Below are 19352 nucleotides of genomic sequence, written 5' to 3'. Positions count from 1 at the left end.
CACCTTTCCCAAGCTCTTTACATTCCCCAGCACTCATGACAGTTAAAGAAGGATCCGATGAGTATTTCAAATTCCGATTCCCGGACCGCAGAGTCCAGTCCCCGCACGGAGCACTCCACCGCGCTGCGCGCCGGCAGCGTCGGCGTCATGGGCATTCTCTTCTTTGTCTTGTCTGCCCAGGCGCCGTTGACCGGAATCGTGGGCGCATCACCGCTGGCCGCGGCCCTCGGCAACGGGCCCGGAGCGCCCGGGGCGTACCTGGTGGTGGGCATTGTCATCGTGATCTTCGCCGTCGGGTTCGTCGCGATGAGCCGGAAGGTCCAGGCCAACGGCGCCTTTTACGCCTACGTGACGGCCGCCTTCGGGCGGAAGATCGGGGCCGGAGCGGCGTGGCTCGCGCTCCTCGCGTACAGCACGGTCCAGGCCGCGATGTACGGGCTGTACGGCGCGGCATTCTCGGGGCTCCTCGGATCAGCCGGGATCACGGTTCCCTGGTGGCTGCTGGCCGTGGTCACCATGGCGGGCGTGCAGGTGCTGGGATCCCTTAACATCGAACTCGGGGCGCGGGTCCTGGCGTTGCTCGTGGGCCTGGAGGTCGCGATTCTGCTCATGTTTGGGTTGACCGTGCTGATGCGCGGCGGCGGACCGGAAGGAATCAGCCTGGCGGCGTCCTTCTCTCCGGCGGCGATCGCCGCCGGCGCCCCGGGCGTGGCCATCATGTTCGCCGTCGCCTCCATGTTCGGCTTCGAATCCACAGCCATCTACTCGGCGGAGGCCAAGGACGCCCACCGCACGGTGGCCCGTGCCACGTATCTGTCCGTAGGGGTCATCGCGGTCTTCTTCTCCTTCATTTCGTGGATGCTGGTCAGCTACTACGGCCCCTCGCAGGTCATTGATGCCGCGGGGGCGGCCCTCGAATCAGGCGACTCCACTTCCTTCGTGCTGACGCCGATGGTGGAGCTGTTCGGTCCGTGGGCCGGCATAGCCACCGGCATCCTGCTGGTGACATCCCTGCTGGCCGGCATCATCGCCTTCCACAACGGCATCAACCGCTACCTCCACTCGCTGGCACTGCGCGGGTCCATGCCCGGCGTTGTTGCCCGGACCAACCGGCACCGGGCTCCTGCCGTCGCCGCCCGGATCCAGACCGTGATCGCGTTTGTGCTCGTGGCGCCGTTCGCCCTGCTGTCCCTGGATCCCGTCCTGACCCTGTTTTCGTGGTTCAGCGGGCTGGCCGTGGCGGCGCTGCTGGTCTTGTATATTTTGTGCTCCCTTGCCGTCGTCGCATACTTCCGGCGCGAAAAGGTGACTGGCCAACTCTGGCAGACCGCGGTGGCTCCAGTGCTCGCCACCGCGCTGCTTGCCTGGGTGCTATACCTCGTGGTCAGCAACTTCACGGCGCTGATCGGCGGGAGCTCCGAAACGGCCCTGGGCCTGCTGATCGCCGTCCCGATCGTGTTTGCGGCCGGCGTGCTGGTGGAAGTCGGCGTGGAACGCAAGGCGGCGCTCGCGGCGGTCCCCGCCTGACAACCGGCTTAAGAGTTGAGGGGCGGTGCCGGAAAGATCCGGTACCGCGCCCCTTTGGGTCACGGCTGATGCTGCCAATGGCAGGTGAGGTCAACCACGGTGAAGGTCGTGCTCAGGCGCCGCGCCGCCAGTCGCTGGGGGATTCGCCGAAGGCGTCCCGGAAGGTGCGGCTGAAGTGTGCCGCATCAAGGAAACCCCACCGGGCGGCGACGGCACCCACGGACTTTCCGGAGTGAAGCGGGTCCCGCAGTTCCCGGCGTGCCCCTTCCAGCCGCTGGGTCCGGATCCAACTGGCAACGGTGGTCCCTGTTTCGTGGAAGACGTTGTGCAGGTGGCGGGTGGAGATGAAATGGGCCGCGGCTATGGTCGCCGGCGACAACAAGGGATCCGCAAGATTCGCCTCGATGTACTCACGGACGGAAACGGCAAGCAGTGCCTGCGGCTTCATCCGGTCCGGCGCGATATCCAGTTCCGAATGCAGCATCGTGGAGACCAGGTCGAGGGCATTGGTGGCGAGGCGGGACCCGCTGGGGCCGCTGAGCGCATCCAGGTTCTCCGCGAGGTGGGCGATGAACGGCCCGACGATGGCGGCGAGGCCGCCGTCGGAGGCCAAACGCACGGCCGAAAGCTGTGCGATGCACTCCGGCGGCAGGGACAGCGCGTCCCAAGGGAACATCACCACCATGAGCCGGGCGTCGCCCTCGAAGGCAAGCGTGTAGGGGCGGCTGGTGTCATAGATGGAGAGATCGCCCGGATGCAGGACTGCCTCGCGGTTGTCCTGGATGAGGAGCCCGGTGCCCTGCAGCTGGAGGTTGAGCTTGAAATAGCGCTGGTGGGACTGCGCAATCAGCGCCGGTGTGCGGTGGACCTCATGGCTTGTGGAGGAGACCTCGACGAGTGCCACACGGTCCAGCCTGCGGGCCCGCATGCGACCGTGGAAGTGGTCCGAATTTGCGCTCGAGGCGGCCAAGGGAACGAAGGATTCCGCGACGAGGTGCCGCCAGTGGTCGAAGGATTCCGCCGTGCTGGTTCGGACGTCCTGTCCGGTGGGACCGAGCGAGGGGCGGGCTGCAACTGCGGTCATAGGAGATCCTGACGCCGTCGTATTTCTGGGAGTGTGTCATGGGACACAGTCCTTTCAGGGTAGCGCCGCAGTCCGCCGCTGTCATCTTTTTTCGACAACCGGCGAAAAAAGATCGCCTGGGCCCGATTACCGGGCCTGGCAGCCCATCAGGGTCAGGAATCCCTCCAGTTGCTCATTCAGCCCGAGTTCCACCTGGCCGTCCGGGGCAAGTGCCGCCGCGATCTGCGCGCCGAGGAGGAGGTTGAGCAGCTGCCCGGCCAGGGCGGCGTCGCTGACGGTGGTGGTGACGGCGCCGGCGTGCCGGGCCTCGGTGAGGTACTGGCGCATCGCTGCAAGCCACTGCTCCATCGAGTCGCGGTGGATCCGGGCCTTGTCGGGGTCGTTGATGGCCTTCTGCCAGAACGGGATGACGATCCGGGCCTCGTTGATCCGCTCCTCGTCCAGGGGCAGCACCTCGACGCAAAAAGCCCGCAGGGCCGCGAGTCCGACCTGTCCCGCGGTGACTTCCGCGATCCGCTTGTTGGTGCGGTTGAAGACGTGCCCGAACGCGAAAGTCAGCAGGTCATCCTTGGTGGGAAAGTACGGCTTGAGGGCGCCGTTCGCAAAGCCCGCCTCGAGCGCAATTTCACGCATGGTGGCACTTTCGATCCCGAGCCGGGCGATGATCCGCCACGTGGCGTCGACCAGTTCGAGCCGCCGCTGGTCGTGGTCGACAATCTTTGGCACGGGACAGCTCCCCAATTTTCTTGCGTCGGACTCTTGTGGCACAGCTTACATTTCCGTATTCTCTACAACTATAGAAAATAAAGTTCTGACCCGCCAGGGTCCCCGAACGAAGGCCGTCATGATGACCGCACAAACCGACACCCGCACCTCGTCTAGTCCGTACAGCCTGTACCGCCTGGCCGCGGACGCCGAAATCACCGAAGTCCAGGCGATCCTGCGCGCGGCGGGCCTGCTGGGCGAGACCAAGCGCATCGCCTATCTGGGCCTGATGGACCCGGCCAGGAACGCGCCGGAGGGAGCTGAGGACCGCCGGTTCCGCATCTTCATCCATGACATCTCCGGCGGTGCACCCACAGATGCCGTGGTCTCCGCGACCGGGCGGGAGGTGGTCTCCGCCGTCGAACTGGACACCGCCGTCACCGGCGAGCTTCCGGTGCTCGAGGAAGAGTTCGAGGTGGTGGAGGCTCTCCTCGCCGCCGACGAGCGCTGGCTCAAAGCGCTCGCAGCGCGCGGGCTCGACGTCAGCAAGGTCCGCGTCGCGCCCCTGTCTGCGGGTGTCTTCGAGTACCCGGAAGAAAAAGGGCGCAGGATCCTGCGTGGCCTGGCCTTCGTGCAGGATTTCCCCGCGGACAGCGCCTGGGCCCACCCTGTGGACGGCCTCGTGGCCTACGTCGATGTGGTCAGCCGTGAAGTGACGCAGGTTCTGGACCTGGGCGCCGTGCCTGTCCCGAAGGAGCACGGCAACTGCACCGACCCTGAACTGACCGGACCGCTCCGCACCACCCAGAAGCCCATCAGCATCACCCAGCCGGACGGGCCCAGCTTCACTGTCAGCGGCGGGAACCACGTCGAGTGGGAAAAATGGAGCCTCGACGTCGGCTTCGATGTCCGCGAGGGTGTGGTGTTGCACAACATTGCCTTCCAGGACGGTGACCGGAAGCGGCCCATCATCAACCGGGCGTCCATCGCCGAGATGGTGGTCCCGTACGGCGACCCGTCACCGGTCCGGTCCTGGCAGAACTACTTCGACACCGGCGAATACCTCGTAGGCCAGTACGCCAACTCCCTGGAACTGGGCTGCGACTGCCTCGGCGAGATCACGTACCTCAGCCCCGTCATCAGCGACGCGTTCGGCAACCCCCGGGAGATCCGCAACGGCATCTGCATGCACGAGGAGGACTGGGGCATCCTGGCCAAGCACAGCGACCTGTGGACGGGCATCAACTACACCCGACGCAACCGCCGCCTGGTGATCTCCTTTTTCACCACGATCGGCAACTACGACTACGGCTTCTACTGGTACCTCTACCTCGACGGCACCATCGAGTTCGAGGCAAAAGCCACCGGCGTGGTCTTCACCTCCGCCTTCCCGGAGGGCGGCTCGGACAACATTTCCCAACTGGCCCCCGGCCTGGGGGCACCCTTCCACCAGCACCTCTTCAGCGCCCGACTGGACATGGCCATCGACGGCTTCACCAACCGGGTCGAGGAGGAGGACGTGGTCCGGCAGGCGATGGGTGCGGGCAACGAGCGCGGCAACGCCTTCTCCCGGAAGCGCACTGTCCTTTCCCGGGAATCCGAGGGGGTCCGTGAGGCAGGTGCCGCAAGCGGCAGGACATGGGTCATCTCGAACCCGCAGTCCCGGAACCGTCTCGGCGAGCCCGTGGCCTACAAGCTCCACTCCGGGAATCAGCCCACCCTGCTCGCAGCCCCGGAGTCCTCCATCGCCCGGCGCGCCGCTTTCGCCACGAAGGACCTGTGGGTGACCCGGTACGCCGACGATGAGCGCTACCCCACGGGCGACTTCGTGAACCAGCATGCCGGCGGGGCCGGCCTGCCGGCCTACATCGCCCAGGACCGCGACATCGACGGCCAGGACATCGTGGTGTGGCACACTTTCGGCCTCACCCACTTCCCGCGTCCCGAGGACTGGCCCATCATGCCGGTGGACACCGTGGGCTTCAAGCTCCGGCCGGAGGGCTTCTTCGACCGCAGCCCCGTGCTGGATGTGCCCGCGAGTGCACAGCCGGCCGGCGGCCACTGCCACGGCTAGGCCGGCACCGTGACTGTCGCAGCAGGGGTGGATCGCCGGACCCGCCCGGTCCTCCATTCCCGGATCTGCGCCGCCGTGACGGCGGCGTCGTGCCTCCTGCACGTGTGGCTTGTCGCCGGGAACCACCACGGGCTGTGGCTGAACCTGGTGATGCTTGCCATGGTGGCCGTGTGCCTCCCGTGTACCGTGCATATCTGGCGCCACGGGCAGGTCGGGGCCCTTCGCCGGGTCATGGCCTCGGCTTTGGCGATGACCGGGGTGCATGCGCTGCTGCTCCTCGGTGCCGGTGCCGGGGCATCGGGCCACATCCACCATGCTGCAGCTGCCGCCTCAGCCGGCGCGGCGCCCGTATCAGCCGGCGCGGCGTCCTCGGGTGCCGTAGCGCTGCTGGTCATCATTGCGGTGGAAGTGACGACGGCGATGCTCGCCGCGACGCTCCTGGCCCGGCTCCGGGCACCCCTGCCGAGGGCGTGCTAACGCTCCTGCCCTCGTCAGTCGGTGAACAGCCCGGCCAGGTCCTCCGCGGTGAGCGCCCCGCCGGAGAGCGCGTCGCCCTCCATGACGTCGGCGAACAGCCGGGACTTCCTGGCCTTGAGCGCCATGACCTTTTCCTCGATGGTGTCCTTGGCGACCAGTCGGTAGACCATAACGTTCCGGGCCTGCCCGATCCGGTGCGTGCGGTCCACGGCCTGCGCTTCCGAGGCGGGGTTCCACCACGGGTCCAGCAGGAACACGTAGTCCGCCTCCGTCAGGTTCAGACCGAAGCCACCGGCCTTGAGGCTGATCAGGAACACCGGGGCGGCGCCGTTCTTGAACTCATTGACGACGTCGGTACGGTTGCGGGTGCTGCCGTCGAGGTAGCAGAACTCGATGTTCTCCTCGACGAGCCGCTCGCGGACCTTGCCCAGGAAGCCGGTGAACTGGCTGAAAATAAGGGCGCGGTGCCCTTCCGCCACGAGGTCCTCCAGCTGCTCGAAGAGCACATCGAGTTTGCTGGAGCGCACCCCGGAGAGCGAGGGATCGATCAGCGAGGGGTCCAGGCTGAGCTGCCGCAGCAGCGTGAGCGACTGGAAGATGGTGAAACGGTTCTTGTTGACGTCATCGATCAGGCCCAGGATCTTCTGGCGTTCGCGCTGCAGGTGGGTCTGGTAGACCTTCTGGTGCCGCGGGTTCAGCACGACTTCGAGGATCTGCTCCTGCTTCGGCGGCAGGTCGTGGATGACCTGTTCCTTGGTGCGCCGCATCATCAGCGGACGGACCCGACGGCGGAGCTTGTCCAGCTGCGCCTTGTCCCCGTTCTTCTCGACCGGCTTCTGGTAGTACTCGGCGAAGCGCTTGGGGCTGGAGAAGAGCCCCGGCGCGACAATCGACGTCAACGCCCAGAACTCCATCAGGTTGTTCTCCAGCGGGGTGCCGGTGATGGCGAGTTTGAACACTGCCGGTAGCTTCCGGGCGCACTGGTAGGCCTTGGACTGGTGGTTCTTGACGAACTGGGCCTCGTCCAGGACCAGGCCGGCCCATTCCTTGGACGCGTAGGCCTCGTAGTCGATCCGGAACAGGGCGTAGGAGGTGATCACGATGTCCGCGCCCGCGGTGGCGGCCACCGGGTCAGAGCCGCTCTTGGCGAACGTCTCGCTGATGGCCCGTACCGTGAGGCCCGGGGCGAACCGCGCGGTTTCGGCCTCCCAGTTGCCCACGACGCTGGTGGGGGCGACGACCAGGAAAGGCGCGGAGCCGGGCGTAGCCCCGGCCGGCTGCGCAGCGCCGTCGTCTGTGGCCAGCGCCGTGGCGGCAGCGCCGCCGTCGGCCGCTTCAGTCAGCTTCCCGGCCGCCTCCTTGGCGGCGCAGATCAGCGCCAGCGCCTGCACGGTCTTGCCCAGGCCCATGTCATCGGCCAGCACCCCGCCCAAGCCGTGGCGGTAGAGGAAACTGAGCCAGTTGAACCCCTCCAACTGGTACGGGCGCAGCTCCGCGTTGAGCGTGGCCGGCAGCGGCAGGCCCACCACGTCCCCTTCGAGGAGCCCTCCGACGGACTCGCGCCACGCCGCGGCCTGCTGGTCCACGATGCCGAGTTGGGCGAGTTCGTCCCAGAGCCCGGCCTGGAAGCGGCTGATCTGCAGCGGGGCGTCCTTGTTGTCCTGCAGTTCCCGGGCCTCTTCAATGAGGGCCCGCAGTTGGTGCAGTTCGGGCAGGTCCAGGGAGAAGTAGGCGCCGCTGGGCAGCAGCATCTTGGTCTGGCCTGCGGCCAGGGCGGAGAAAACGGCCGCGAAGGACACCGGCTGGCCCTCCAGGGAAATCTGGATGCCCAGATCGAACCAGTCCCGCTGCTCGGTGGCCTTCGTGGAGATGGAGACCACCGGGGCCTCCTCCGCCTCGCGGTAGTCGGCGATCTCGCCGGCGGTGTCCACGGTGACGCCGGGGACCTCACGGAGCCGGGGGAGCAGCTCCTCGGTGAAGGCCAGGGTGTCGAGGCCGCTGAGTTCAGCCGAGGCCGCCAGCCGCGGTGTTCCCCAGCCGCCGGTGGCCGACTCGCCCAGCGCCGGCACCACGTCCCACGGTTGCCCGACGGCGTCGAGGATCCGGGCTTCGGCGGGGTCGTCCCGGTAGCCGTGATCGCCCGGGTGGCGCCACAGCGGCTGGGCCGTGACGAGCTTGCCGGACTTGTAATGCCATTCCCAGTGCAGCCGGACCCTGTGGTCGGCGCCGTAGTTCGCCAGCAGCGACAGGGTGGGAACGGCCAGCTGGGGCAGTTCCACGGACTCGTCGGTGGCCGTGACCCGGGCGCTCTGCTTGAGTTTCGGATAGAAACCGGTCAGGAACCGGCTCTCGTCCCGGGCCGGTATATGCAGGGTGGTCCCGGCCGTGACGAAGGTCAGGAGCTCCTCGCTGAGCCCGCCCTCCAGCGGGGCCAGCGTGATGACGGAGTCGGACGGTGGGACGCCGGGCAGGGCATCCGCCCCGGAGGTCAGGAAGATCCCGTGGGCCGGGCGTCCGATGGTCCCGACGGAAGCCGGATCCACCACATCCCCCTCGACCGTGATGGTGGGGGCGAGAGACAGCCCGCCGCCGTCCCCGCCGGCGGCTGCCGGCAGCGCGGTGCCAGCGTCGGCGTCGGGTCCGTCGGCCGGCGCGGTCCCGTAACGGGTCAGGTTGAGCCCGACGGCGGCCGGCTGCTCCACGAGGCGCACGGGGTCCGAACCCCGGCTGTGCACCAGGGCGACGCCGATCTTCCGGGCCTGGGCCAACAGGCTCCACAGGTTCTTGCCGGCATAGGTGTTCAGTCCCAGCCACAGCCCGGTCCCGGCGTGCTGGCGGTTGGCCTGGGCGGTGTGCGAGGCGAGGAACTCCTGCATCCACTCGACGTGGGCCTCATTGCACTCGCGCCGGTAGCTCAGGTAGCTCAGGGTGTTCCACGAGACATCGCCGCGGATCCACTTGCCCTTGGCGCCCATGATGACGGGACGCGCCTTCAGCTGGCGCACACTCCGCAGCGGATCCCGGCGGCCGGTGTAGGAGAAATGCGGCGCAGGTTCTTCGATCTCGAACTGCAGCGCGAGCGGGATGCCGTTGGTGGACTGGGTGATCCCCGGCTGGGCGATCAGCGGGCTGAGGGCCTGCTCCCAGTCCGGGACGTCCAGAACCGGGACCTGCCGGGACAGCCGGCTGACATCGGCCGGGGCCAGCAGCTGGACCCGGATCGCCGGGTTGTCTTCGGCGGAGAACAACAGCGCGGCCACATGCTTGCAGTCCTTCCGGACCGGGCAGCTGCAGACGCCCACGGTGCAGCTCCAGCCGCCGGCCTTGCGGACCAGTTTCGCCGTCGTCGAGTACGGCACATCGGCGCCGCCCCGCACCTTCCCGAGCATGAGCCCGGTGGAGGCGTCGAAGGATATCCCGGAAACGCGGCTCCCCATGGCGTAGGCAAGTCCGGCCGCAAGGGAGCGGTCGTTGATCGCGGGAGTCTGTATTGCCAGTGCCGCACTCTCGTCCGGATGGGATGGCATGTGCGCACTACTTTCAGCAGTTGGTCATCTGATCCATCTTAGCGAGCGTGGCCGGGCTCCCCGTACCCGGGGCCAGCCGGGGACCCGAGTGAGTGCTTCGCCTCCCGGCCAATGACCGGCGCCGGGCGCGGTTCCGATGTCTCCCGCTGGCTCATGGGCAGCGGCCCACACGGAAGCGGAGGGCAGGACGCAGCCGGGGTTGGCTGCACGGATTCTTCCTTGTCGTTAGACCGCCAACGCTGTGTCGAAGAGCCGCTCGGCCAGCCGGAGCAGATGTGCAGGGGCATCCGCTTCGTCGCCGTTGTTTCCGTGTCCGAGGAACACCGCCGTCCCGCTGACGGTCCCGTTAAGATGGAGACCTGCTTCGCGGATCAGCACTTCGGCCCGGGCGTTCAGGGGCAGGGGGATGAAGTCTGCCTCGTCGTTCAGATAGACGTGCCAATCCATACAAGTGATCGCCCCGACGTTTCCTTCAACCAGGGACTGCCGTGCCGCCACAGAATTGTCGATCTCTTCGACGTGAATGGGGTGGCTAACGCGGGCCGGAATAATGAGAGCGGTAAGTGTTTGGCGCATGACTGGATCTTTCTATCTCAGACCGACCGGCAATTTACACAGGCTTGAAAAGCGGTCCAACCGGGCCGGTTGTTGCGGGCAGCCGAACGGCTAGGAGTATAGAGTCCGGCTGCCCGCAGTTATTTCAACATGCAGGGGCCACTGCCCGCAGGTCCGTTGTACGTGCTGGTGCATCAGGGCAGAGGTGTCACCTCTGGCTTTTACGCGGCTTTGCGAACAGAGTTTCGCTGGATTCGCTTTTTGCCCTTTTTTCGGCTCTCTTTTCGAGAATCGACTTTCCCGTTTTCTTGGCATTGATGTTTCTGGGAGATTTTCCTGACAATGGAATCACGCCTTTCTAAACGCTATCTACCCATCACCATACCTACTTATATTTTAAATGCCAGTCCACGGGTTTAGAGCAAATTATTTACCCGGCCGGGCGCAAAAGAGACTGGAACTCTTACCGTCCGAACGAAGGCGCAGCCCGGCCCGCGACGGGCCTCCCCGGGACACCCAGACTTCGCCGGACGTTCAGCTCCGGCTCAACCGCAGGGCAGGCGGTGCAACGTACGGTGAAAGGGTTCGGAGCGCCACCCGCCTTCTGCAGTGAGGATCTTCCATGAGCACCGACCTTGCCACCACCCTTCCCGCCACAAATTACGCGACGGTCCTGCCGCGGGAGTGCATCAACGGCAGCGACGCCGACGTTGTCGACGCGAATGTGGACGTAGTCAACACGATGTACGCGGAGCTGCTGGACATCGAGGAAATCGCGGCGACTGCACTGCGCAGCTACTACGTTGACTTCTACCTGGCGCAGTCGCTGGGCGGCGGTTTCGCGCAGTACGTCTTCACCGCGCCCGAACGCGAAGACATCGACGCCTACATCCGGGCAGGTCTGGAGGGGATGGGCGCCGCAGCGCACTTGGACCTCTTCAACCGCATCACGGCGGCCTTCGACTCGCTCTCCGAGGAGGAAGCAGCCGCGTACCTTGACGGGGACACGGACCTTGACATGGACACGGACCTTGACGGGGACACCGACGGCGGCGTCACGGACGCCGTCCGGCTCCTGGAAGAGCTCGACGGCGAGTTCGACACCCTGCTGGAGGCCGAAGACATCATCGCGCTGAACGCGGCCTGGCTCCGGAGCCAGGCAGACCTCCTCGTGCTGGACGAGGAGGACCTGGACCGTCACATCGCCGAGCGCGTCTCCCGCATCCCCAACCTCGCGGAACGCCAGGCCGACGCCGCCGAGGACGACCTCCTGGGTGCCCCGGAGTTCGAGCTGATCATCCGCGAGCTCTGCGACGTCGCCGGCCACACGCTCCTGAAAATCACCATGGGCGACCCCAACTATGAACATGACGGCCAGACCTCCCTGGCATGGCATTTCACCACGGACCAGGGCGAGTTCCTCATGCTGGACGGTGAGGACGAAGCGGTCATGATCCACCCGGACACCAAGGAGATTCTGGCAGCCGTCGAGTTCGCGCACGAGGACGACTGAGCCGCCGTCCCGGCCGCCGGGACGGCCCGCCTGCAGGTCAGTACCCGGCGGCCGCGGTGATCATTTCACCGGAAGGCGCCACGAGGTACCAGACGCCGCCGACGCCCTGGCCCTTAATGTCCCCGGCAGCCAGGTCCTCGGCGTAGTAGTACACGGGCATCCCGTTGACGGTCAGCTGTTTCTTCCCATCGGGGGTGGCAATGGTGCCCACGGTGCCGGTGACGCCGTCGACCGTTGGTGTGTCAGACGCGGCGAGGACCGGGGGCCACGCTTCGAGGCAGCCGCCGGTGCAGGTGCTTGTCCCGGAGTCCTTGACGTCCTTCGTGTAGTAGTAGACGCTCATGCCCTTGCCGTCCACCACGATCGGCCCGGCGGTGGATTCCGCGACCTTGAGGTCCGCGGTGGCCGCGGCCGGAGCGGACGTCGACGCCGGTGCCGACGTCGAACCCGCTGCGCTGCCGGGCGTCGTCGTCGGGGACGTGGCGGTTCCGCTGGTGCCGGCGCAGCCGGAGAGCAGGGCGGCGAGGGCGAAAGCGGACAGGCCGATGCTGAGGCTCTTTTTCATTTGTTGATCCTTGACTCGGACCGGCCGGCTGGTCCGGCCGACGCTAACCGTTACGACGCCGCCGGGGGAAGAATGGTTCACAGCAGGCCCCTGGACTGCGCCCCGGAATCCGGGGGGGCGTGAACCTTTCCGGCGGCCCGGACGTCGTACGGGCAGAAGCGCCGAAACCGGAGAGCGCGGAAACCTCAGAGCCAAGGAGGGTGGTCATGCCGCTGGACGAAGACGTGGTGGCAGCGATCTACCGCGACCACGGGACGGCCCTCCGGCGCTTCGTCCTCAGCGCCTGCCGGGATCCGCAACTGGCAGACGACATCGTGCAGGAGACCGTGTTGCGGGTCTGGCAGCAGGCACCGCACATCACCGGAAGCCTGCGGAGCTACCTCTTCAGGACGGCCCGGAACATCATGATCGACAACTACCGCAAGGCCCAGCGCCGGCCCCGCGAGACAACGGACCGGGAACTGGCCGACCCGGCGGGCGGCGCGGAACGCATCGATGAACTGCTCAACAAGGTCCTGATGGAAGAGGCGCTGTTGCGGCTCAGCGCGGAGCACCGGGAAGTTCTGGTGGCTCTCCATTACCGCCGCTATACCGTCCAGGAGGCGTCGGTCAGTTTGAACATTCCGAGCGGGACAGTGAAGTCCCGGGCGTTCTACGCCGTACGTGCCCTCCGGACGATCCTTGATGAAATGGGGGTGCAACGGTGAACGCCACAGACCCGCACCAGTTGCTCGGTGCCTACCTGCTGGGCGGCCTGGAACCTGACGAGGCCGACCTCTTTGAGCAGCACTTGGGGCGTTGCCCGGACTGCCGGCGGGAGCTGGACGAGCTGGCCAGCATCCCGGCGCTCCTGGACGCGCTCCCGGTGCCCGACGCCGTCGCCCTCGGCACGGCGGCCGGGCGGGAACCGGCGACGTCGGTTCCCGCGCCGGCCGCCGCGCCGCGGCGGCTGCTCGACGAGCTCGCCACGCGGCGGCGGAAAGCACGGCTCCGCTGGAGCGCGGCGCTGGCTGCGGCGGCTGCTGCGTGCCTCGCGCTGGGGATCCTGGCCGCGCCTCTGTTCAACCGGCCGCCCAAACCGGATGCCAGCTATTCCGTCCAGGCCGGCGACGGACTGCAGGTCACGGTGGGCATGGTTAAAAAGACCTGGGGCACGGAGCTCGCGGTTGAGGGCCGGAGCCTGCCGGTGGACGGCACCTTGTCGCTGTGGGTGACGGACAGCGACGGCGGCGAAGACCGGGCCTGCTCCTGGACGGCCACGCCCAGCGGCAGGGTCAGGATCACCGGGGCCACGCCCCTGCAGCTGACCAACATCGCCAGCGTCGAGATGCGGAACGCGCAGCAGCAGACCATGGCCGTCATCGCCGTGCCGCACGGGTAGCGGCGGCGCCGGCCCGGCAACTTTGCCTGCCAGGCTACTTTGTCATAGCCCCCTGTTCTACTCATGGTGGGAGAGCTGTTGGCATCTCCACCACCTGCGGCACGGACGTCCGCACCTGCGAATGGGGATTCGTTATGGACCAGGCTTATGTGGTTGTCACTTCCGGGAAAGAACTCGCGCTGCGCCTGACGGCCGCCGGGCGGACCAAACCGGCGGCGGTTGTTTCCTGGCATCCGGAACAGCGGGACAACCGGATCGACGTCGAACATATCGCCCGGGAGGTGGGAGGCCTGGCCGAAGTCTATTGGCTGGAAAACGGTCCGGAGAGCTATGCGTTCGGCGACAGCCTGCCGTACGGGGCGCACGTGTTCGGCAACGCGGCGCGCGTCTACTCGGAGGATCTGCGCTGGATGGAGGACGTGCACCGCAGCCCGCTCCGGATGGCGCGGGACCGCCGGGCGGCTGCCCGCGCGGCCGAGGACATCATCGAGGACGTGCTGAACCTGATCACGGTGGTTCCGCCGAAGGCCCCGCCGGTCCGCACCGTGCCCCGGCGCGTCCGAGGCACAGTCAAGGCTTTCGCCAGCGCCGGGTCCCGGGCCATCGTCGAACTGGGCGATGGCAGCTGCTGCACGATCCAGCGCGAGCACGTGTCCCCGCCGGTCCGCCTCGATTGGATGCTGAAGCTTGGCCAGCCCGTCGAGGGGGAACTCAACGACGACGACAAGACGCTTGATATCAAGGACCTGCGGACAGCTCCCCGGCTCGCGGACCTGTACCGGTCCGGGGACCTGGTCCTCGCCCTGGCCGAACAAGTGAGCGCCAGGAACGCGAAGCTCACCCTCTATCCCGGATCAAGCTGGACCGTTGACCAGGCCCGGGTCTCGTCCAACCCCCTCGACACGGTGGACAGCCTGGTGACGGAAGGCGAGGTGGTGGTGGCGCGGTTCCTGCGGGAACACGGGGCGGTGGTGCTGTCACTGCTCGACGTCGACGATGACGCCGGCGTCGAGGACGCGCCCGCGCTGCTGACCGGCGGCACCCCCTGGCTGCTGCCCGGGAGGCACCTTGCCGAACAGCCCGCCTCGGGCCGGACGTTCCCCGCCGAGGGGACCGGCGCCCCGGGGGAAACAGCGGCCGGGACCGCGGAGCCCGACGGCGGCTCCGCGGCTCAGGCAGTGCCCGCCCCCAAAGCGTCGGCCGCGCTGATGACCGCACAGCTCCAGCTCGAAGCGGAACGGAGGAAGGTGGCAGCCTTGCAGGACCTGGTCGCCGCCGCCAGCCAGGCAGGGGCCAGGCTCGTCAGCCTCCAGCAGGAGCAGAATGCCCTCCGGGCGGAACTCGACGCGGAAAAACAAATCGCGGAGGGGGCCAGGGTGGCGTTGGAGGACGTGGCGGACCGGCTCGCCCGGCGGCAGGATGAACTCCTCGATCTCCGGGCCTTCAAACGCCGGACGCAGCCCGCGCTCAAGCGTGCACTGGCTGCCGATTCGGAGGGGCTGTTCGTGACCGACGAGGAGCGGCTGCGGCACGATGTATATCTCGCCTGGGCCAAGAACGTTCCCGCGTGCGACAAAGCGCGGCTTCAGCTGCCTGCGGGATGGACAGCAGGCCCCCAGTTTGCGGCAAGCCTGTACGGCTTCACCGAGCCCGGCGTCGTGGGCAAGGCGCTGAAGGCCGCGGTGGAGGTCCTGACCGGGGTGGCGGAGCGGAATGCCGCGCGGGAAGTGCATGCGCTGCGGACCGACGGGGGCGGCGACGCCGCCCAGGTGGTACGCGGGGACGGGGCGAAATGCTTCCGCGCGGCGATCGAGCAGAGAGTGGCCTCGGCCCGGCGGCTGCACTACTGGCGCCTGCCGGACGGCTCGGTTGAGCTCTCGCGTGTTGTGGTCCACGACGACTTCAAGCCCTGACCAGGCGGCGGGAGCGCCGCCATCGCGCCCTACATCTTGGCGAGTTTCGCCCGCACCATCATGAAGATGCCATAGCAGATCAGGCCGATTCCGACGGCGGCCAGCATGTACACGCCGAAAGGCTGCTCGCGGAGGGCTTTCAACCCGCCGTCAATCCCCGTTGACTCCTCGGGGTGCGCTTTGACCGTGGCGATGATGACCAGCAGCCCCACCAGCAGCAGGGCGACACCTTTGGCCGCATAGCCTACGACGCCCAGGACCGTCACCGCTTTCCTCGCCTTCTCCGAAGCCGGGAGGCGGAGGTGTTTGGCGAAGGACTGGCGGAACCCCCGGATGGCGTACACGACTCCGGTGACCGCCACGGCCGCCCCGATGGCGAGCAGGATGGCAACGCCGCCTGGGGCTTTCATCATGGTCGCCGTGAGATCGCTCGTGGAGCTGCTTTGATCAGTGCCGGCGCCGCGGGCGAACGAGAACAATGTGATGGCCAGGCCGGCGTAGACCACGGCCTGGAGTGCCGCTTTCAGCTTTTTGGCCAGTTTCTTCTTGGCCGGCAGGTGCTCGAAATCAAAGATGGCGTCACTGACCTGCCAGATGGCGAGGGCCACACACGCCGCGAACGACGTCCACAACAACAACGGACCGGCCGGCTGACCGCCGAGCTGCTCCACGGCGCCGCTGACATCAGCCTTGCCTTGACCGCCCATGGCGAGCCGGATCGCGACGACTCCGATGAGGAGGTGCAGGATGCCGCTCACGGCAAAACCGGCCCGGGCCACCAGCTCCAACGCCCGGGAATTGGTGATCTCTTCCGCAGTGTCCGCGGCGGTTTTCAGTTCTCTTTTGATGGCGGATTCCTCAACTGACTCGGTGGTTCTGCCGGGCTTCCGTTTCCGCCCGGTTCTTGCATCTTCGGTAATCGTGCCACGTGGAGCCGCCCGGGAACAGCACCCCCGACTCCGGGCCCCGGAAGGGCCGCTGCACGGGGCCGCCCGAGACGGTTCCGGCCTAGCGGCGGCGGTAGCTGAGGTCGAAGATCAGCCGGCCCGCCTCGTGTGCCTTGTTCTCAAAACTCGTCAGGATCCGGCCGTCGAACCGCGGCGCCCAGCCGCCTGCCTCGTCGATGCCCTCGTTCGGGCCGGTGTGTTCGGTGCTCACCGGGGCGCGGCCCTCCTTGACCGGAGCACCGCCCACGAGGGACTCGACACCGGAGTCCCACACCTGGGTCAGGGGGCTGTCCGCGCCGCTGCGCTCGCCGTCGTGAAGGTTCTCGAAGTCGGGGGAGCCGGCCAGGACCTCCCGTACATGGACGGCATAGTTGGACCAGTCCGTCGCGATGCGCCAGAGGCCGCCCGGCTTGAGGGCGCGTGCGGCGAGCTCGGCGAAGGCGGGCTGGATGAGGCGGCGCTTGTGGTGCCGTGATTTGTGCCAGGGGTCCGGGAAGAAGACCCAGAGTTCCGTCACGGAACGTGGCGGCAGCATGGTGGCGAGCACCTCGGGGGCATTCGCCTCCACAACGCGGACGTTGCTCAGGCCGCGGCTGTTGATTTTGATCAGGGTGTTGGCCAGTCCCGGGGTGTACACCTCGACGGCAAGGAAGTCCTTGTCCGGGTTCTCCTCGGCGGCGTGGCAGACGGCGTCGCCGAGTCCTGAGCCGATCTCCACGATCAGCGGTGCCTTGCGGCCGAACTCGGCTTCGGCGTCGAAGACGTAGTCCGGGTGCACGGAGGTGTTGGCGACGTGGCGCGGGACGTCGACCGCCCACCGGTCGGAATGCTCCTCCCACGCAACCTGCCGGCGGCCCTGCAGCCTGGTGCCGCGGCGCACAAAGCTGACCGGACGGCCTCCGTACGTGCCGAAGGAGGCCTGGCTGCCGGGGGTCACCGGGCGCGGTGGCTGCGGTGTTTCGGGGGATTCTGGGGATTCACTCATCCCTTCCAGAATAGTGGAGTTCCGCCGTCCGGCAGGCTGGGGCCAGGGCAACTGTTCCTGTCCGGGGTCCGTGGCAGACTGTCCGCATGATCGACGCAACACGCGAATACTGGGACGGTCAAGCGGCGGACTTCGACCGGGAAGCCGATCATGGCCTGCTGGATCCCGGCGTCCGCCGGGCGTGGGCGGAGCTTGTCCTGCCGCTCATTCCGCTGCCCGGCAGCGAGGTGGCGGACTTGGGCTGCGGGACCGGCAGCTTGTCCGTGCTGCTGGCGGAGGCGGGGCACCGCGTCAGGGGCCTGGACCTCTCCGGCCGGATGGTGGAAGCCGCCCGTGCCAAGGCCGCCGAAGCAGCCAGCGCCGGGCGTCCGGCAGCGGTTGAGTTCCGGCAGGGTGACGCTTCTGAACCGCCGTACCCGCCGGCAAGCTGCGACGTTGTGCTGGTCCGCCACGTGCTGTGGGCGCTCCCGGATCCGGACGACGCCCTCGGCCGGTGGACGCGGCTCCTGCGGACCCCCGGAACGATGCTCTTAGTGGAAGGACTGTGGGGCGCCGGTGCCGGCATTCCGTCGGGGACATGCCAGGAACTTGTCCTCCGGCACCGCCGCCACGCCGACGTCGTTCCGCTGACCGACCCGGCGCTGTGGGGAAAGGAGATCAGCGACGAACGCTACCTGCTCATCAGCCGGAGGTGACGGGACGGCCGCGAGTGCGCTGTTGACATGGCCGCTGTTGACAACGCTTGCGGCGACGAGCCTGCCAGAATGGGTCCGTGACTGTACCGAAGAACGCCCAGGAATCCGCCGTCACCGGCATTGAGGACCGGGACCGCCCGGGCATGCTGGTGGACGCCGAAATTGACGACGTCCCCGCGGCGGAACCCACGCGGGTGGCCAGCCGCCGCGCACTGGCCTACCTCGGTGTGTGCCTTGTCCTGATCGGGCTGAACCTTCGTACGGTCTTCTCCAGTTTCTCTGCGGTGCTTCCGGAGGTGACGGCCGACGCCGGGCTGCCGGGCTGGGCGGTGGTGGTCCTCACCACCGTGCCGGTGACGCTGCTGGGAGTCTTCGCGCCGCTGGCGCCCATCCTGGCCCGCCGCTTCGGCGCCGAACGTGTGCTGCTGGGCGCCATGGCGGTGCTCACGGCCGGACTGCTGCTGCGGCCCCTGGACGCCGGCGACGCCGGACACCTCCCCGCGCTGCTGGCCGGGACGGCGGCCTGCGGTGCCGCGATCGCGCTCTGCAACGTGCTGCTGCCCGGCCTGGTGAAGCGGGACTTCCCGCACCGGCTCGGACTGATGGGCGGACTCTACACCACGGCGATCTGCGCCTCCGCGGCCCTCGGCGCCGGTTTCACCTATCCGGTGTTCAGCGCGACGGGGGAGTGGACCGCGGCGCTGCGGTTCTGGGCGCTGCCCGCCGGCGTCGTTCTGCTGCTGTTCCTGCCGGTCGCGGTCCGGCAGCGCCACGGCCGGCAGCGGACTTCGCACGGCGGCGTGAACGTGTGGCGCTCGGGCATCGCCTGGCAGGTGACCATCTTCATGGTGCTGCAGGCGATGATGTCCTTCAGTGTGTTTGCCTGGCTGGCGCCGATCCTGCGCGAACGCGGTGTGGACGGCGGCACGGCCGGGGTGATCGTCTCCGTCTCGATCGTGCTGCAGATGCTGGGGTCACTGTTTGCGCCGGCGCTCGCCACCCGGTTCCGGGACCAGCGCGGCATCAATACCGTGGTGGCGCTGATGACCGGTGCCGGCTTCGCGCTGAGCGTTTTCGGTCCGCTGGAGCTGATCTGGCTGTGGACCGGGCTGCTGGGCCTGGGCCAGGGCAGCCTGACCGCCGTCGCGCTGACCATGATCATGGTCCGCACCCGGGACGGGCACACCGCGGCTCACCTGTCCGGCATGATGCAGGGCGTGGGCTACGGCGTGGGCTCCACCGGCACTTTGATGGTGGGGCAATTGCATCAGGCCACGGGGTCCTTCGCGGCGGCAGGTGTGCTGTTCCTCGTCGTGGGCTCACTGGCCGCGGTATTCGGCTACCGTGCCGGGCGGAACCGGTTCATCGGCGGCTGACGCCGGGCGGCGGCTCAGCGCCTACTCA

The 19352-nt window shown here is 67.6% G+C and carries 16 protein-coding genes; 9 read left to right on the top strand and 7 right to left on the bottom strand.

Annotation, left to right across the window (positions count from 1 at the left end; genetic code table 11):
* The first annotated feature begins 57 nt into the window (after positions 1 to 57).
* Positions 58 to 1527, top strand: a complete 1470-nt coding sequence (locus tag ASE96_RS12575) for an APC family permease (protein WP_056430752.1) — start codon at positions 58 to 60, stop codon at positions 1525 to 1527.
* Positions 1528 to 1639: 112 nt separating this feature from the next.
* Here ASE96_RS12575 and ASE96_RS12570 read toward each other — a convergent pair whose 3' ends face one another.
* Entirely contained in the window at positions 1640 to 2611 is a 972-nt protein-coding gene (locus ASE96_RS12570; RefSeq protein WP_056430749.1) for a helix-turn-helix domain-containing protein, read from the bottom strand.
* A 126-nt stretch (positions 2612 to 2737) separates the two neighbouring features.
* Complete coding sequence (locus ASE96_RS12565) at positions 2738 to 3337, bottom strand: TetR/AcrR family transcriptional regulator (RefSeq protein ID WP_056430746.1); 600 nt, start codon at positions 3335 to 3337, stop codon at positions 2738 to 2740.
* A gap of 118 nt (positions 3338 to 3455) precedes the next feature.
* Here ASE96_RS12565 and ASE96_RS12560 point away from each other — a divergent pair, with 118 nt between their 5' ends.
* Positions 3456 to 5390 carry a primary-amine oxidase gene (locus ASE96_RS12560; RefSeq protein WP_056430743.1) on the top strand — a complete coding sequence of 645 codons (1935 nt, stop codon included), beginning with the start codon at positions 3456 to 3458 and terminating at the stop codon, positions 5388 to 5390.
* A gap of 9 nt (positions 5391 to 5399) precedes the next feature.
* Positions 5400 to 5867 carry a hypothetical protein gene (locus tag ASE96_RS12555; RefSeq protein WP_056430740.1) on the top strand — a complete coding sequence of 156 codons (468 nt, stop codon included), beginning with the start codon at positions 5400 to 5402 and terminating at the stop codon, positions 5865 to 5867.
* Between the two features lie 14 nt (positions 5868 to 5881).
* On the opposite strand, the gene ASE96_RS12550 is transcribed toward ASE96_RS12555, so the two are convergent.
* The gene (locus ASE96_RS12550; protein ID WP_056430737.1) at positions 5882 to 9394 is read right to left on the bottom strand and encodes a DEAD/DEAH box helicase; all 3513 of its coding nucleotides are present in this window, start codon (positions 9392 to 9394) and stop codon (positions 5882 to 5884) included.
* Positions 9395 to 9619: 225 nt separating this feature from the next.
* Positions 9620 to 9970: a DUF3846 domain-containing protein gene (locus tag ASE96_RS12545; RefSeq protein ID WP_056430734.1), complete on the bottom strand. Its 351-nt coding sequence runs from the start codon at positions 9968 to 9970 to the stop codon at positions 9620 to 9622.
* Between the two features lie 601 nt (positions 9971 to 10571).
* Here ASE96_RS12545 and ASE96_RS12540 point away from each other — a divergent pair.
* Positions 10572 to 11462 carry a DMP19 family protein gene (locus ASE96_RS12540; protein WP_235500241.1) on the top strand — a complete coding sequence of 297 codons (891 nt, stop codon included), beginning with the start codon at positions 10572 to 10574 and terminating at the stop codon, positions 11460 to 11462.
* A gap of 37 nt (positions 11463 to 11499) precedes the next feature.
* On the opposite strand, the gene ASE96_RS12535 is transcribed toward ASE96_RS12540, so the two are convergent.
* A complete protein-coding gene (locus ASE96_RS12535) occupies positions 11500 to 12027 on the bottom strand; it encodes a COG4315 family predicted lipoprotein (RefSeq protein ID WP_056430731.1) in 528 nt (175 codons plus the stop codon).
* Between the two features lie 206 nt (positions 12028 to 12233).
* Between ASE96_RS12535 and ASE96_RS12530 the strand changes: the two genes are divergently transcribed.
* The 3 genes from ASE96_RS12530 to ASE96_RS12520 all read left to right on the top strand — a co-directional run bounded on the left by ASE96_RS12530 (position 12234) and on the right by ASE96_RS12520 (position 15321).
* Positions 12234 to 12734 carry a sigma-70 family RNA polymerase sigma factor gene (locus tag ASE96_RS12530; protein WP_056430727.1) on the top strand — a complete coding sequence of 167 codons (501 nt, stop codon included), beginning with the start codon at positions 12234 to 12236 and terminating at the stop codon, positions 12732 to 12734.
* Entirely contained in the window at positions 12731 to 13408 is a 678-nt protein-coding gene (locus ASE96_RS12525; RefSeq protein ID WP_056430725.1) for an anti-sigma factor family protein, read from the top strand. Before ASE96_RS12530 ends, ASE96_RS12525 begins: the two co-directional genes overlap by 4 nt.
* A gap of 134 nt (positions 13409 to 13542) precedes the next feature.
* A complete protein-coding gene (locus ASE96_RS12520) occupies positions 13543 to 15321 on the top strand; it encodes a hypothetical protein (protein WP_056430722.1) in 1779 nt (592 codons plus the stop codon).
* A gap of 29 nt (positions 15322 to 15350) precedes the next feature.
* On the opposite strand, the gene ASE96_RS12515 is transcribed toward ASE96_RS12520, so the two are convergent.
* Together ASE96_RS12515 and trmB are read right to left on the bottom strand one after the other, a co-directional pair.
* Entirely contained in the window at positions 15351 to 16157 is an 807-nt protein-coding gene (locus ASE96_RS12515; protein WP_056430719.1) for a DUF1206 domain-containing protein, read from the bottom strand.
* Between the two features lie 172 nt (positions 16158 to 16329).
* On the bottom strand, positions 16330 to 17253 hold the full coding sequence (trmB, locus tag ASE96_RS12510; RefSeq protein WP_056430717.1) for a tRNA (guanosine(46)-N7)-methyltransferase TrmB: 924 nt from the start codon (positions 17251 to 17253) through the stop codon (positions 16330 to 16332).
* An 86-nt stretch (positions 17254 to 17339) separates the two neighbouring features.
* Here trmB and ASE96_RS12505 point away from each other — a divergent pair, with 86 nt between their 5' ends.
* Positions 17340 to 17948 (top strand): class I SAM-dependent methyltransferase, encoded by a 609-nt coding sequence (locus ASE96_RS12505; RefSeq protein WP_056430711.1) that lies wholly within the window; start codon positions 17340 to 17342, stop codon positions 17946 to 17948.
* 143 nt (positions 17949 to 18091) lie between these two features.
* Positions 18092 to 19324, top strand: coding sequence for an MFS transporter (locus tag ASE96_RS12500; RefSeq protein ID WP_056431026.1), 1233 nt, complete (start codon positions 18092 to 18094; stop codon positions 19322 to 19324).
* Positions 19325 to 19352 lie beyond the last annotated feature (28 nt).

Origin of the sequence: Arthrobacter sp. Leaf69, assembly GCF_001422645.1 — a bacterium.
Classification (GTDB): Bacteria; Actinomycetota; Actinomycetes; order Actinomycetales; family Micrococcaceae; genus Arthrobacter.
The sequence above is the reverse complement of the archived record's forward strand: the minus strand, read 5'-3'. Positions and strand labels throughout refer to the sequence as shown.